The sequence below is a fragment of the Spirosoma jeollabukense genome, from assembly GCF_054777855.1.
Genome location: NZ_BAAHAD010000001.1, coordinates 692,894 through 709,169, shown reverse-complemented (window position 1 = coordinate 709,169; position 16,276 = coordinate 692,894). Strand labels below are relative to the sequence as shown.

The window sequence follows — 16,276 nt, the reverse complement described above, 5'->3', positions numbered from 1 at the left end:
CATGAAACTCTCTTATAAATTACTGGCCGTTTTTTGCTCATCGCTTGTCCTGACAGGCTGCATGAAGGTGCTTGATAAAACAGATCTGGGTTCGACACCGGGCGCGCTGATTTTCAAAGATTCAGTACTCACCCAGATGAACCTCGATTACATCTACGACCAGAATCTGCCTGCGCCAATTGGGAGTCTGGGGCCGGAACCCACCAGCATCAGCGGCCTTTCCGACGAGTCGTTTGCCGAGAGCAAAATTCTACAGGGTTCGCTGCTTATCAATGAAATTGGTGATTTTGGTACGAAGCTGGACGCGGCCAATAATTACGGCAAAATCCGGGTCATCAATATGTTTCTGAGTGATGTAAATGGGGGGACGTTACCTCAGTTTACGAAAAATAAACTCCGAGCACAGGCGCAGTTTTTCCGGGCCTGGCGGTACTTCGATCTGGTACGTTTGTACGGCGGTGTGCCGCTCGTGCTAAGTCCGCTGGCGGCTGTGGGTACAGAAGCGAAAGACTTGGCTTTTCTGCCAAGAAATACCACCGCTGAGTCATTTGCGCAGATTGTCAAAGACCTGGATTCAACGATTGCGTCGGTGCCGGGTCGCTGGACCGCTGCGAGCGACTGGGGACGTATCACCAAAGGGGGTGCCGCTGCATTCAAAGGACGGGTTCTGTTGTATGCCGCCAGTCCGCAGTTCAATCCAACCGATGATCAGACCAAGTGGCAGGCGTCGTATGATGCGAACAAACAGGCCTACGACTTGCTGACGGCCAATGGATATGGTCTGCATTCGTCGTTCGATCAGATGTGGTTCCAGGAAGTCAACAATCCGGAAGCCGTATTGCTGACGGGTTATAACACGGCCACTGGCGATCAGGCCCGAAAAAATAATACGTACGACAACAATACGCGGCCTTCGTATACGGGAACAGCTGGTGGCGCAAACCAGCCAACGTGGGAAATGGTGAAAGCTTTCCCGATGCTGGACGGTAAGAAGCCCGGCGAATCGACTAAATATGCGTATACGGACCAGTTATTTTATAAAAACCGTGATCCCCGTTTCGACAAAACCATCGCCTATAACGGCGTGAACTGGCCGCTGAACGGCAACACAGGCTATAAAGTGTGGACTTATTATGCAGGCGGAAAAACGGTCGAGCAAAAGGCCAGCAATACGGGGTTTTATACCCGGAAAGCCATCAACCCATCGGTTGGCATCGGCGATGCGCAGTATTCGGGTACCGACTGGATGGAGATTCGCTTCGCGGAAGTGTTGATGAATCTGGCAGAAAGTGCTACCGGCATCAACAAACTGGATGAAGCCTATACGCAGCTGAAAGCCATTCGCAAGCGGGCGGGTATTGAGGCCGGAACTGATGGTTTATATGGCCTGAAAGCCAACATGACCCGTGCCGAAATGTTCGACGCGATTCTGTATGAACGCCAGATTGAATTTGCCTTTGAAGGCAAACGTTTCTGGGATTTACGTCGCTGGAAACTGATCGAAAAAACGCTGAACGGCACCCGCAGAACCGGCGTCACGATCAACCTGAAAACCACGGGTGTTCCGGCCGATTTCGCGACTAATCGCGACAACGTATCCTTAGATGTGGCCTACACAAACTACTTTACGCTGGTGTTCAAGCAACTGGATACGAAGTATGCTATCGCCTGGAAACCTGAGTATTATTTCTTTGGCATACCGCAGTCAGCTATCGACAATAACCCCAAACTGATCCAGAATACGACCTGGGGGGGGGCTTTCGATCCATTGAAATAGATTTTACGTAACGCGGGCGGTCCGCGTTACATCAAGAAAAGAGAATATAGGTTTAGTGTATTTTTTAAACTTGCCGAAAGTTTTAAACCATGATATGTAGCTACGATACGTAGTTTTGCAATCCCCGGACTGCATGTCCTGGAGTCTTTCGGCAAGTTTTTTTATAAGCTATATGGAAACCTTAGTGTGTACTACCCCTGGTCAGTTAGATTACAGACAAGGCGTGAAACCAGTACCAGCGCCCGGTCGGGCCATTATCCGCATCAAACGCATTGGTATCTGTGGGACCGATCTGCACGCCTTTGAGGGGACGCAACCGTTCTTTAATTATCCCCGAATTCTGGGTCACGAACTGGCTGGTGAACTGATGGGAGCCGATGAAGCCCCCGGTTTTTCGTTGGGTGAAATCGTTACGTTCATTCCTTATTTCAACTGCGGAACCTGCATTGCCTGCCGATCGGGAAAACCCAATTGCTGTGTCAAACTGGAAGTGAGTGGTGTGCATATCGATGGCGGTATGGTTGAGTATCTGTCAGTTCCATCGTACTCACTGGTACATGGCGACGGCTTAAGCGTTGATGAACTAGCCCTGGTTGAACCCCTGGCGATTGGTGCCCACGGCGTGCGCCGGGCCGATGTAAAACCCGGTGAATTTGTTCTGGTGATTGGTGCCGGGCCCATCGGGCTGGGCGTGATGGAATTTGCCCGAATTGCGGGCGGCAACGTTATTGCGCTGGATATCAATGCGGGCCGGTTAGCCTTTTGCCAGGCGAAATTGAACGTACCCTATACCATCAATGCGCTGTCACCTGATGTGATGGAGCAGCTTCAGGCCATTACCAACGGCGATATGCCGACGGTCGTGATTGACGCTACAGGAAGCCTGAAAGCGATTAATAACAGTTTTCAATACATGGCGCATGGCGCTCGCTACGTATTAGTTGGCCTTCAGCGGGGCGACATTTCGGTTAATCATCCTGAGTTTCACAAACGGGAAGCTACGCTGATGAGCAGCCGTAACGCAACCCGCGCCGATTTTGAGCATGTTATCGCGAGCATGAAACAAGGGCTCATTTCGCCAACAACGTACATCACCCACCGGGTAGCTTTCGGGGACGTGCGCGATACGTTTGCCAGTTATCTCGACCCGGCGAATGGCGTTATAAAGGCGATGGTGGAGCTTCCATAAGCCTGAAAAAAGCCGTGCTATAACTTACCTCAGTCCACCTGCCCATGGGCTTAGTTAATACTATGCTCCCGAAAGATGGCAAGCGGTAGGTTGTGTTTTTGAAGGATGAAACCGATCAGCTGTTTACTCCCCAAAAGAATCTGCGCGTAGCGTTCAGCGATAAAGCCGGGGGGCGTATAGCAAACCGGAAATCTATCAAAAACAAGGCCCGTAATCTGTAAGAACGCAGATTACGGGCCTTGTTTTTGATAGCTTGGATCGGATAGCTTACGCTGTTGCTTTTAGGCGAAAGTCGCGCTGAGCAGCTTCGTCACCTGATGAAATTGCTTTCAATCGTTTGTGATACATGAAATACGAGCCAAAACCCAGCGCCACAAAGACAAATATTGGCGCCCACTGGACGAAATCCTTACCGCTGTTCGCGACGGAATACGTAGCACCCAGCAAATCGAAAATGAGTCCGGCATACGCCCATTCTTTAAGACGAGGAAAACCGGGAACCAGAATGGCAACAGACCCCAGCAATTTGGCCCAGCCCAGAAACGGTATGATATAAGCCGGATAACCCATTTCGTGAAAACCCTGCACCGACATTGGATTGACCATGATGTTGGGAATGGCGGAACCCGTCATAACGAATGCGAACAATCCAGTCAGAATCCAGTACGTGATGTTTGTCTTTTTCATGGCTTTAGGGGTTGCGTTTTCAGCATTGATTTGTGTCATGTGTAGTTGCTGTTTGACTTACTTACCTGACAAATTTACCACCCCGGCGTCACTTCGATAGGGGGTAGAAACGGCAATAAAAGGGTCATTTCCGCCATTATTTTCGTGCTTTGCTCGTGCCCGTTTCGTAGGCTATTTGTCAAAAATCATCAGTAGTGATGCCGAAAGTAATGATCTTCTTCTGGGTTTAAATGGAACATAAGCGGCTATCCGGTTTTGGGCATAAGTAACCCTGCCCGGAGGACCATTCTCGAATTTTGCCGATGAAATGTAAGATAGAACGGGTAGCCTTTGTGCTTTGATACGTTGTACTAAGACAAGACATTTCGTTTACAGCCTATCTGGCAAAAAATACCCCTGATGAAAAGACGCAAATTCGTAAAAGCATCCCTCCTCACAAGTGCCGTGACGAGCCTTATCCATCCCGTAGGCCAGGTGACTGCCGCTACCCAACAAAATGCAAGCCCGGAGTTTTATGAATTGCGGATTTACAGCTTGAAAAATGCCCGGCAACGGAAGGCCGTTGAGACCTATCTGCAAAATGCATACATACCGGCTCTCAACCGATTAGGGAGCAAAACCATTGGCGTATTTTCCGAATATCTCCCGCAGGGGTTTACCAAACTGGTAGCCCTAATTCCCTTTATCTCGCTGGATGATTATTTCACTACGTCCGATAAACTGACCAAAGATGACGCCTATCAGCAGGCTGGTGCCGACTATTTAAATGCCGAGGCTACTGCACCGCCCTATGAACGTATTGAAAGTTCGTTACTGAAGGCTTTTGTCGGTATGCCCAAACTGGAAGTGCCCGAAAAAAAGGCGCGTATTTTTGAGTTACGTCGCTATGAAAGCCATAACGAAACGGCTGGGAGAAAGAAAATCGAGATGTACAATCAGGGTGGTGAAATTTCTATTTTCAAACGGGTAGGCCTGACGCCGGTGTTTTTCGGCGAAACGCTCATCGGCCCCATGCGCCCCAATCTGACGTACATGCTAACCTTCGACAACATGGAGGAACACGATCAGAACTGGAAAGCCTTTGGGAGCGATCCGGAATGGAAAAAGATCAGCTCCGTACCCGAATTTGCCGATGCCAAAATCGTTTCGAACATCAACCGTATGTTCCTGATTCCGGCGGCTTTCTCTCAAATTTAGCAGCCAACTACACTAGGGCGACCGGGGAGAGTTGAACTGTTGGCTATCACAACAGTTTCAACTCTCCATTTAGCCGGTACGTCTTCCCTTTTTGAGTCGTCAAACGCATTCGCTTGTCACCATAGCGAAGCACGCAGGGTTGCCCGGCTCGGGACGTAACATCCACCCCGATCAGGTGGCCTTGCTGCCAGCGGATGTTCAGTACAAAACCGCCCTGCGCACAGATGCCGTTGATATAGCCCGTCGGGAAGGCATTGGGGAGAGCGGGAAGCAGATCAATGCTTTGCCCCTCACTTTGCAGGATCATCCCGGCAATGCCGCTGGCGCCACCAAAATTGCCGTCGATCTGAAACGGCGGATGCGCATCGAAGAGGTTCGGGTACGACCCACCACCCATGGTGCCTTCGGGCGAAATGGCCGGCCGGAAAAGCAGCTTGAGCATGGTATAGGCATGATTGCCGTCGCGGAAATGCGCCCAGAAATTAATTTTCCAGGCCAGGCTCCAGCCCGTTCCTTCGTCGCCCCGCTCCAGCAGCGACTGTCGGGCGGCTTTCATCAGGTCGGGCGTTTCGTCCCACGTAATGTCGGTGCCTGGGAAAACGCCCCAGAGATGCGATACGTGCCGGTGCGTGTCTTTCGGGTCGTCAATATCCTGTAGCCATTCCTGCAATTGCCCGTGCCTGCCAATCTGGTTCGGCGCAATCTGGCCGTACATCGTTTTCAACGTATCGCGGAACGTAGCGTCGGTGCCCAGAATTTCGCTGGCCGCTATGCAGTTCTTAAATAAATCGCGGATGATCTGATGATCCATCGTCGGCCCAGCCACCAGACCGCCATGCTCGGGCGAGTTGGAGGGTGTACTGATAAGCCAGCCGGTTTTCGGGTCTTTAACCAGAAAATCGACGAAAAACTGAGCGGCCTCTTTCATGACCGGATACGCTCGTTTTTGCAGAAATACCCGGTCCTGCGTGTAGCGGTAATGCTCCCACAGATGATGCGATACCCACGCGCCCCCACTCACCCAGATGCCGTGATTCGATGCGTTGATGGGCGCCGTACCGCGCCAGAGATCGGTGTTATGATGCATTACCCAACCCCGGGTATTGTAGTGCGCTTTGGCAGTCTTCCGACCCGATTCAACCAGTTCGTCGATGGCCGCAAACAATGGCTCGTGACAGGCTGACAGATTCAGCATTTCGGCGGGCCAGTAATTCATTTCGAGGTTGATGTTGGTTGTGTATTTGCTGCCCCAGGGGGGAGTGAGCAAATCATTCCAGATGCCCTGCAAATTAGCCGGCTGACTTCCCGGCCGTGAACTCGAAATCAGCAGATACCGGCCATATTGTAGATACAAAGCCGCCAGGGATGGGTCATTCGATTTCTCGAATTGCTGGAGTCGTTCATCGGTGGGCAGCCCTTGATTGGGCGAAGTCCCCAAATCGAGCGTTAACGTAGTGAAATAGGTCTGATAGTCCTTGATATGGGCCGCTTTTACGGCATCGAAATGTTTGGTACGTAGCGCCTGCAAAGGTCGCTGGCTCATCGTGGCCGGATCACCGGAAATATCGTTATACTTTTTGAAATTAGTCCCCGCCGTCAGATAGAGCGTCGCTTCGTCGGCTCCCGAAACGATGAGCTTCCCCTCCGATACGGTTATCTGGCCTTTCTGTGTCTGAATGTACAGCAGGCTTTCGCCTTTCAACGCGCCGTTACGTACCTGAACCGAAAGCGCAATTGTCTGATTATCAATTTGTCGAACGGAGCTTCCTTTGTGCAAACTGCTCAGCGTAGCCTCAAAACTGATCTGGCCGGGCTGGCTAGCCTTTAGATGAACAGCCATCACCTGGTCGGGTGCGCTGGCCAGGTATTCGCGGGTAAAATTCACACCGTTGGCTTGATACGTAACGCGGGAGACGGCTGTTGTCAGGTCCAGTTCGCGACGGTAGTTAGTTACTGGCCCCGCATCTTTAAACCGCAGCCTTAAATCACCAAAGGGTTGATAATCGGCCTGATAGCGGGGCGCAGCCGGGGGCGCATCATCCTGAACCCAGTACTTAAACGGTTTGCTGAGCGGCACGCCATCGGTTGGTTTCTGTCCTTCGGGATAAACAACGAACGTAGGCTGGCCGGTTTTAACACCAATGAAACCACCTTTGTCGAACAGATTAATGACCTGAATAGCCAGTTGATTTTTACCTGCTTTCAGCTTTGATGCTGGAATTTTGTAGCGTCGGTTTTTGGCAATGCCTTCATCAGACCCCACCAATTCGCCGTTCAGGTAGGTGAAATCCTGATCACGAATGCGCCCTAAATCCAGCACGACATCTTTCCCCGCCCAGGCTTCGGGCAAGTCGAACGTCGTGCGGAACCAGACGGCCCCGTCCAGTCCTTCCAGGTTGTCTTTTTCCCAACCATCAGCGGTTGGTACGTTCATCGTTTTCCAGGACTGGTCATGGAACGTAGTAGCCGTGGGGTTTGAGGCTACGTTGCTCAGATGACGAACTCTGGCGAACCAGGTCTCTTTTTTCTGGGCATAGCCTTCTTCATTGCTTTGCCGACCCATGAACTTATCCTGCGCCAGTTTTTCTGCTTCGGCCTGCTTTCCTTCAGCCAGCAATTGGCGAATCTGGGGTAAATACTGAGCCGCGCCTTCTCGCTGGTACTCGCGCGGTTCGCCCGTCCAGAGAGTGGCTTCGTTAAACTGAATATGATCGTCCAGAATACCGCCGAACACCATGCCGCCCAGCCGTCCATTGCCGATTGGCAGGGCTTCTACCCACTGATTAGCCGGTTGTTTGTACCATAGCGTCAATGGCTGCCGAATGGGTGGTTGTGCCTGTATTGATAGGCTGGCGACAAAGAAAACGAGGATTAATCGTAGCATGGTTTGTAAGAGCATTAAAGAGTTGGTTTTGTCATTCCGACGCAGGAGGAATCTTACTGTCTCCTTAGGCTCAGGTTAGGATGCTTTCAAGATTCCTCCTGCGTCGGAATGACAAATCATGCTCAGTAGAGTTTCTAATTAAAAACAAGATACAGCCCCACCATCGTGACAATCAGTGAAATCCAGGCAATCCAGACGCGTCGGGTTGGTTTGATGGCGTCAGATTTTAACGTAACAGGAACATAAATCGACGGATTTTTATCGAGTAACGAAATCAGTACAGCCTTGATTAACAGGACCGCAAAAATGGCAAACGACAACAGCAGATAGTGCGGCCAAAAAGTATATTTGTCGGGCGGAAGAATCCATAAATACACGATACCCACGCCTAAACTAAAGGCCGAACCAACGGATAGGACGGTATTTACGGCCTTCCGGCTGGTACGTTTCCAGAAAACCGTCAGCAGGAAAACAACGGATAGGGGCGGGGCAATGAACCCCAGCACCGACTGAAACACGTCGAATAGATTTAGCCCTTTGATACTGTCAATCGCTAGCGCCATCCCGACGGCAAACAAACAACCCACCACAACCGTCATTCGCCCCACTTTAATTAATTGCGCATTGCTGGCATCCGGGTTGATCTGTCGGGCATACACGTCCATCGTGAATACGGTGCTCAGCGAGTTCAACGATGAACCAATCGTGCCAACCAGCACCGCAATCAAGACCACGATGACCAGTCCATTCATGCCCGGCGGAAATAGGTTCGTTACCATCGTCATGTAGGCTTCAGCGGGGTCTTTCAGGTTCGGGAACAGAATAAAGCAGAGAATTCCCGGCAGAATGAACAGCGGCAGCGACAGGATTTTGAGCCAGCCAATGAAGTTGACGCCCAGTTGCCCCTGCTCCAGATTTTTAGCACCCAGCACCGATTGCACCATCGACTGATCGGTGCAGAAAAAAGCCACCGCTGCCACCGGATAACCCAGTAAAATAGCTGGCCAGGGGTATTTTGCGTCGCTCGCCGGATGGATCAGACTCCAGTATTCGGCGGGCGCTCTATGAACAACGGCCTCCAGACCACCCACTTTGTTGATGCCGAGAATTGTGAGTGTGAGCGACACGCCAATCAGCAAAATCATCTGGAACACATTCACGCGGGCAATGGCTTTCAGACCACCCGTATAGGCGAACAGTCCGGCAAATAGCACGAGCACAACCACAGACTGCCACATGGGAATGTCCAGAATCTGACGTACCAGAAACCCGCCCGCAAACAGCCCCAGCGATAACCACGAAATTAGAATCTTGATGAGCGCGTACCACGCCAGAATCGTTTGCGTGGATTCGCCGTACCGCTGCCCCATGAACTCGGGCATTGTCGATACGTTGGCGGCCAGGTATTTAGGCGCAAAAACGATGGCCAGCAGAAACAGAAACACGAACGCGTACCAGTCGAAATTGATGGCCACAATGCCCGTGCTGTAGCCGATACTCGCAAACGCCAGCAGCATGGATGGCCCCACATTGGTACCCCACATATTGAACCCAATACTCGCCCAACCCAGTGATTTATTCGCCAGAAACAACGTTTCTTCGGTATGCCCTTTTTTCGGAATACTAGCTTTATAACCAATCACCACCAGGATAATCAGGTACGCCAGGACAATACAATAATCTAAGGCGGTTAAGCGGTCGGTGATGTTGTTCATGCTTTTATCGTTCGGCGTAGTCTCTGACTACCGCACCGGCGGACCGGTCGTTGCGTTACCCGGTCTCCGACCGGTTTTGGATAATTCATTAAATTCCGGTCGGAGACCGGATAGCACGACGACCGGTCCGCCGGTGCGGTAGTCAGAGACTACGCCGAACAACCGAGACTACGCCGAACAGCCGAGCTACAATCCGTGCTCGTTCAATACGTCCTGCACCTTCACGGGCTGGCCGGTTTGCAGGGATTTGTCCATCGATTGAAGCAAAGCCACCGTGCCGATTCCCTCGCGAATGTCCGGGTATGCCGTTTGACCCGATTCCAGACACGTAGCGAAATAATCGAGGTAGTTCTGGTACTCGCCCGCATGGTGGCTTTTGCCCTCAAACCGGAAATAATGCTTTAGTTTATGCTCCCAGGTCTGCACAAGTTCCTCGCCGGTGTTAGTCGTGATGGCGTAGCGCAAATCCATGTAATCGGCCTGAGAACATCCCTCCGTGCCGCGCAGAATGCAGCTCATTTCGGAATCTCGGACAACCGGCTGCACGGGGCCGGTGTAGGCACCACTCACGCGGGCGATACGTCCGTCTGTGGCCTTGAAAATGAAATGCATCGTATCGGCATTTTTCAGGCCGCCTTTGCGCCCGTTAGCGCTGAGCATACCGTAGCCCATCACCTGCTCGATATTCGGCAAATACCAGCGAATGAAATCGACCGGATGACTGAGGCCACCGTATAGCCATTTGAACGCGTTTTCGAGTGACCACCCTTTGTCTAGAAACCAGCGATGGTCGGCATGATAGTAGCCTTCGATCGTAATCAACTCACCAATCAGGCCCTTTTCAAAATCACCACGCTGCTTTTTCATCGGCTCGAAAAAGCGGGAACTCTGCCCGACGAACACTTTTTTGCCTGTCTTCTCGCTGATGTCGATGAGTTCTTTCGCCTTCGACAAGTCATCAATAAACGGCTTGGTACAGACGACGTGTTTGCCGTGGAGCAGCGCCTGTTTGGTGTGTTCCGCGTGAAATTTATCGGGTGTGTAAATCGCGATAACGTCAATCGTCGGGTCGTCGAGTAAGTCCTGATAGTTGGTTGTATAGTGTTGAAAATCAAACTCTTTGGCCCGTTGCTGGCACAGCTCGATCTTCTGATCGCAGACTTTGACCAACTCATAATTCGGGCTCGACAATGCCGCCGACATGGTGCTGCGTCCCTCGCCTAATCCTAAAATGCCTAATCGTAACATGATTTACTTGACTTTGAATAGTAATGCAAAAATTTCAACATAGAGGCATGGAGAACACAAAGTGGTAAACCGATACGTTCAATTTCTTATTTCTCTGTGTTCTCCGTGTTGGAAAATCAATTTACCGGCTTCAATTCCACCCAGACCTCGCCCGGTTTTGTCCCGGAAATGCCTTCCTGATAGTTCTTCATTCGGGCATTCCACTCATCGACGCGCGGGTTATTTTCAGTGGTTTTAGGATTGAGCTTATCCAGGCTTTCGCCTTTTGGAACACTGATAACCAGCATCAGTTGCCGCCCGTTTCTATACAAAAGCAGTTGCTGAAAGTTGGCGTTACAGAACCCTCTGGCAACCTCCGGCCATTTCTCAAACTGTGTTTTGTGATAGTCCAGGTACTCATTCTGACGCTTCGGATCGGCGACCAGATTAGCGGTTAAAATCGTATGGTCCCACGCACTGGCTTTGGATTTGTCATCGCAACGGTCGCGGTTGAACTCGTAGAAAAGATCGTAATACGTCCTGATCGTCGTGCCCGGGAAAGCGGACTCCAATCGCCCGCTGAGCACCGATACGTCCTGCACGTTATCGAAAATAACGTAGTGATTTCCCCACTGATAGACCGATTTGGGATTGACCTTCGTGCGAATCAAAACTTTCTTTAATTTCTGTAAATCAATAGGTTGATTTGTATTCACGACCAGTTCAACAATGACCGGATTTTCTTTGTTGATGCCCCACGCCGGGTCGGCAGGCGTTTTGGCACGTAGCAGATGTTGGTACGGTGCCTGAATCCCCGCTTTCGCCTTGATGCTGTCTGCTACCTGCGGCCCATTGTGCGTCCAGACGTTGTTGGGTCCGTTAGCATTTTGCAGGTATTTCTCCGAGGGTGTCCAGTTATCCTTGATCGTAAAATACGACGACCCTTCGTCTGTGTACAGGTAAAACCAGTGGGCCGGCAGGTGGGCATACGGCGCTTTGTAGACACTGTCAATGTAATTCTCCGCGATGGTCGAACCGGGTTGCGCCGACAGCGTGTAAATGGCGGCCGCATCGTACATATGTTTGGCGAAGTGATGGATTTTGTTCGCCACCACGGCATTGTTCCGCATAGCGTTGATGGTACGTGTCCAGCCCCAGCCCAGGTTGATGCCGCTATACGATACGTTGCTGATCTCGTTATGCTCAATGGTGATCCCTCTGACGTAGCCCGCGCCGATGCCCACACTGCCCCAGTCTTCGTTTGTTACATTGGTAATCAGGTTGTTGCTGATGAGCAGATTGCTGCACACGTCCCGTTCGTCGGTGGGGTTGTAGGGGAGGTGAATCTCGGTGGCTTCGTCGGCGAAAACGCCCGCCTGAATGCCTGTGCCACCAATGTCGCGGAACAGATTTCCCCGGATAACGTTGTCCTGAACGCCTTTATGGTAATCCAGCCCGGCGGCCGCCATGTGTTCGAACCGGCAATTGTCGAAGGCCGTGTGATTGGCAAAATTCACCTCGACGCCTGCGGCCGGACGTCCCACCCAGGCCTGATTTTCGAGTGACTTCTTGTCGGGTGTACCCGGAATTTTCAGCTTGTAGGCATCCAGCATATACAGCCCTGCCTGATGCGGTACGTGCCCCTGCTGCGACGGCCGCAGCCAGCCCGTATGCTGAAACGCAATGCCCTTAAACACGACGTTTGACACTGGATGGTCGGCTGTTCCCGCGATACGTACCAGCGTTTCGAGCGAGGGCGCGATGACCTGTGCCGTCGCGAGGTTCTCGGTTGGACGCGGGATGTAGTAGACTTTTTCGGCTTTGGCATCCAGAAACCACTCGCCGGGCTGGTTCAGAAACTGGATGGCGTTGGTCAGGTAAAACGCTGAGTTCCCGGTTTCTTTGGAAATCCAGGGTGCAGGCCACGGATGCTCGGATTGAATGCGACTTTCGGGCTGATGGAACCACAGTTTGGCGCTGTCGCCCTGAATGTTAATTTGTTTAATGCGCAGGTTGGCAATGGCCCACCACTGATGAATTAACATTTCAAGGCCCGTCGCTTTTGACAGACCACCGAATTTAGGGGCGGGAATCCAGCAGGTTTGTTCCTGTTTATTCCACGACAGAATCCGGTTCATCAGCGGATAGGGTGTGTCTTTGGCACGTATCGCTTTTTCGCTATTGACCCACACTTGCCGGAACTCAATCGGGCGGCCACCAACGTTGGGCGCATCCGCCACCCAGACTTTTCCAACGGCTTCTTTGGGCAGTCCCGCTACGTTGCCTTTCACTTTCTGCCAGCCTGTGATGGCTACGCCACCGCTCAGGATAGGGTTTTCATTCGGAGCCGCTTCGATAATCGTTGGGCTGGCGGGCGTACCCGAATCCTCCGGACGGATAAAAACGGGCTCACTTAAGGTATACAGCCCATTTTTTAGGTAGATGTGTGCGCCTTTAGCAACACCTGGATCAGCTAACCGGCGTAGTTCGCGAACCCTCCGTAATGCCAATTGCAAACTCGCCACGGGTTTTTCTTTCGTCCCCGCGTTCGCATCCGACCCGTCCGGCGCCACCCAGATTTGGGCCTCCTGCGCGAAGATGAGTGAGGTGAGGGAAGAAAGAAGTAACGTAGCGAGGGTTCGTTTCATGAGATTCCGATATTGCTAACACCCCCAACCCCCTGAAGGGGGCTTTGGTTGAGTATAAGGAAAGCCCGGCAGCGGCCGACCGTCCTTCAGGGGGTTGGGGGTACTATATGATTTCACTTCCCCGAAAAGTCAAAGTATAGCGTCAGTTCTTTGGCGCGGGCGGGTTCTTTTTCGTAATCGTAAAACGCATATTTCTGCCCCATTGGACCGGTGGTTTCGTTGCGCTGCGTTTTGGTGCCGATACTGCTGATACCCTGCATGAACGAAATATCACCCGATGGGAAAATGGGTTCGTAGTTGTGCCATTGGTCTGTTTTCCAGGCCGGTGTAAAGAGTCGAAAGAAGACATCTTCGTTCTCGGTCGCGACAGTGAACGGGTTATCTGCCGCGTCAAATTTGCACCAGTACATGTTCGCGTGATAGCCTTTGAATTCGGGATAAACCAGCGGTTGCTCACCCGTTTCGGTATTGTTGTAGGCTTTAGTCCAGACGCCTAACCTGCCGCCTTTCATACGATTTTTCCAGACTCGATAAGGCCCCTTTCCCATCCATGTTACGCCTTTCATGTTGGCTTCGGGAAACGAGAAATTGACGCCATTCAAGAACGTAAAATAACCATCTGGAAAATAGCGTACTTTCATTTTTACCCAACCTGATGAATAAATGGTCCACTGTACGGTATTGTAGCTATTTTTTCGATCGAACGTCGATTCGATGATGACGGTCGATCCGTCGGTACGTTGGGTGATGTTTTTGAAATTATTGACGCCTTCCTGCAACATGGGGCCATTGGTCAGCGGGATCGTTCCGGTGTTGTTGGCTGCCTGTTTCAAAAGGCCGTTTCGTTTGCTGAACGATAGTTTTATACCGTTTGCCGTTACGTTATACAGCGAGTCGGTTTCAGTTATTGTTACAGTACCAGTACCGTCGGTTTTGACGAGCGACGACGTGATTTTACTAGGTAAAGAAATCGGAAAGCTCCACGTAAAGAGTTCGCGCTTGTGCGGATCGATTGCCGTGATGTACAGGAAATCGTAAGTTCTCCAGTCGGCAGGCAGGTTGGCTTTCAGCACACCTTTTTCGAGCGGTTTTAAGCTGGGTGCCGTAACAGAAAATGTCTTTTCAATGGGTTTCGTTACGTCATTTGGCCCCGAAACTCTCACCAGTTTTCCGATGAACGAACACTGATTCGTGTTGGTGAAATGATACCGGTTTTCAATCGGGAACGAACCATCAAACGTGGGTGTAATCTCCCGATGCTCCAGCTTTATTGGCGACCACACCTCTTTGACCGTAAAAAAACTACCTTCTTTTTCGCGGTACGGTCCTACAATGCCATCAGCGCCCCGGTTACCATCGGTATCCAGCGGACCTTTTCCTGCGTTTCGGTCGGTACGTACCACGCCCTGATCGGCAAAGTCCCACAGGAAACCACCAGCGGCCAGTGGGTCGTGCCACATCGCTTCCCAATAGTCTTCTATCCCTGCGCCATGTCCACCATCATACAGCCCGTGTAGAAATTCGGTGGGTAGCGTGATCGAATGGCCGTGGTTGTAATTGCCAATGCCGTAGTTGAACTCCCGATAATGCTGCGTATCGAAACCGCCGAAATCCTCCCAGGCATGAATCACGTGCCGTTTTTGGATGTCTTCTTTGGCGAAAAGTGCATCAAACTCGTAGTTGTGACCACCTTCGTTGCCGTTGATCCAGCCAATGACCGACGGATGATTAACATCGTGCGTGATGAGTTCGTGGAGTAATTTGGTACCCGTTGGCGTATCATAATGGCCATGCCAGCCCGCCAGTTCATCGAACACAAACAAGCCCAGCGAATCGCAAACGTCCAGAAAATGATCGTCGGGCGGATAGTGTGACATCCGAACGGCGTTCATGTTCATGTCTTTCATCAGGTTTACGTCCATGATGCTGATTCTCTTACTCAACGCTCGCCCTGACGTTGGCCAGAACGAATGGCGATTCACGCCCTTGAGCTTGATTTTCGTACCGTTGACATAGATGCCATCCCGTTGTTTCACCTCAACCGTACGGAAACCGAAGTACTTCGTCACTACGTGAACCGGCTTTCCGGATTGGAGCAATTTGAACTCAACGTTGTAGCGATTCGGCGTTTCGGAAGTCCACAACAATGGATTTTGTAGCGTCTTTGTCAAGGTAACCGATTGATTCCCTGGCTTAATTTTTGCGCTAAAGGACGTGCCGACTTTTTGTCCATTAGTGGTGTAAATCTGGGCCAAAACGTCCGTAGCTTCACCCGACGTATTGAGTTGAAGTTGGGCCGTAAACGTACCGTTCGCTTTGGCGTCAATCGCTACATTGTTTAGGTGTTCGACGGGAAGGATTTCCAGGTATACGGGTCGGAAAATGCCACCGAAAATCCAGAAATCGCCTTTGCGTTCGGCCTCGTTGACCGACGCATTGGCCGAGTGTTTCGATACGGTCGCTTCCAGCAGATTGCCCGATCCATAGTTAAGTAAATCCGATACGTCGTACTTGAAGGCATAGTACGAACCCTGATGTATGGGACCAGCCGATTTTCCGTTTATCTTAACGTCGGTGTCAGTCATAGACCCTTCAAATACCAGGTTGATTCGCTTGCCTTTCCAGGACGCTGGTGCCTGAAAATCATACTTATACAACCCCTGTTCCTTGCCGCGTGAGCTGTCTTTGGCGAACCCATAATTGTATTTACCAAACCCCTGCACTTCCCAATTCGACGGCACCGGAATGGTTGTCCACTTTCCCGAATGCTGCCCTGTCGTGCAATAAAATTGCCAGTTTACGGTATTGTTGTTCCCGGTTCCCGACAGGTAACGTTTTTCCGTTTGCTGGGCTTGCGTTACGTAAGCCAGCGACATAAGAAAGCTGAGAACGATAAAAAAACGTTGATTCATTAAACTTGCGAACTGTTCGGCGTAGTCTCTGACTACGTCG

Annotated in this window: 9 protein-coding genes; 3 read left to right on the top strand and 6 right to left on the bottom strand. The window is 51.2% G+C overall.

The features are described from left to right. The first annotated feature begins 1 nt into the window (after position 1). On the top strand, positions 2–1,777 hold the full coding sequence (locus ACYVEA_RS02830; RefSeq protein WP_461111797.1) for a RagB/SusD family nutrient uptake outer membrane protein: 1,776 nt from the start codon (positions 2–4) through the stop codon (positions 1,775–1,777). A 172-nt stretch (positions 1,778–1,949) separates the two neighbouring features. Beyond that, a complete protein-coding gene (locus ACYVEA_RS02825; protein WP_461111796.1) occupies positions 1,950–2,966 on the top strand; it encodes a zinc-binding alcohol dehydrogenase family protein in 1,017 nt (338 codons plus the stop codon). Positions 2,967–3,233: 267 nt separating this feature from the next. Here ACYVEA_RS02825 and ACYVEA_RS02820 read toward each other — a convergent pair whose 3' ends face one another. Continuing rightward, entirely contained in the window at positions 3,234–3,692 is a 459-nt protein-coding gene (locus ACYVEA_RS02820) for a DoxX family protein (RefSeq protein WP_461111795.1), read from the bottom strand. Between the two features lie 360 nt (positions 3,693–4,052). On the opposite strand from ACYVEA_RS02820, the gene ACYVEA_RS02815 reads away from it, so the two are divergent. After that, complete coding sequence (locus ACYVEA_RS02815; protein ID WP_461111794.1) at positions 4,053–4,850, top strand: NIPSNAP family protein; 798 nt, start codon at positions 4,053–4,055, stop codon at positions 4,848–4,850. Positions 4,851–4,896: 46 nt separating this feature from the next. Here the strand turns inward: ACYVEA_RS02815 and ACYVEA_RS02810 are convergent, their stop codons facing one another. The 5 genes from ACYVEA_RS02810 to ACYVEA_RS02790 all read right to left on the bottom strand — a co-directional run bounded on the left by ACYVEA_RS02810 (position 4,897) and on the right by ACYVEA_RS02790 (position 16,236). Continuing rightward, a complete protein-coding gene (locus ACYVEA_RS02810; RefSeq protein ID WP_461111793.1) occupies positions 4,897–7,734 on the bottom strand; it encodes a glycoside hydrolase family 95 protein in 2,838 nt (945 codons plus the stop codon). Positions 7,735–7,868: 134 nt separating this feature from the next. Further along, the gene (locus ACYVEA_RS02805; RefSeq protein WP_461111792.1) at positions 7,869–9,449 is read right to left on the bottom strand and encodes a sodium:solute symporter family transporter; all 1,581 of its coding nucleotides are present in this window, start codon (positions 9,447–9,449) and stop codon (positions 7,869–7,871) included. A gap of 186 nt (positions 9,450–9,635) precedes the next feature. Next, positions 9,636–10,697 carry a Gfo/Idh/MocA family protein gene (locus tag ACYVEA_RS02800; protein ID WP_461111791.1) on the bottom strand — a complete coding sequence of 354 codons (1,062 nt, stop codon included), beginning with the start codon at positions 10,695–10,697 and terminating at the stop codon, positions 9,636–9,638. A gap of 116 nt (positions 10,698–10,813) precedes the next feature. Next, complete coding sequence (locus ACYVEA_RS02795; protein ID WP_461111790.1) at positions 10,814–13,324, bottom strand: L-rhamnose mutarotase; 2,511 nt, start codon at positions 13,322–13,324, stop codon at positions 10,814–10,816. 113 nt (positions 13,325–13,437) lie between these two features. After that, on the bottom strand, positions 13,438–16,236 hold the full coding sequence (locus ACYVEA_RS02790; protein WP_461111789.1) for a glycoside hydrolase family 2 protein: 2,799 nt from the start codon (positions 16,234–16,236) through the stop codon (positions 13,438–13,440). Positions 16,237–16,276: the final 40 nt, after the last annotated feature.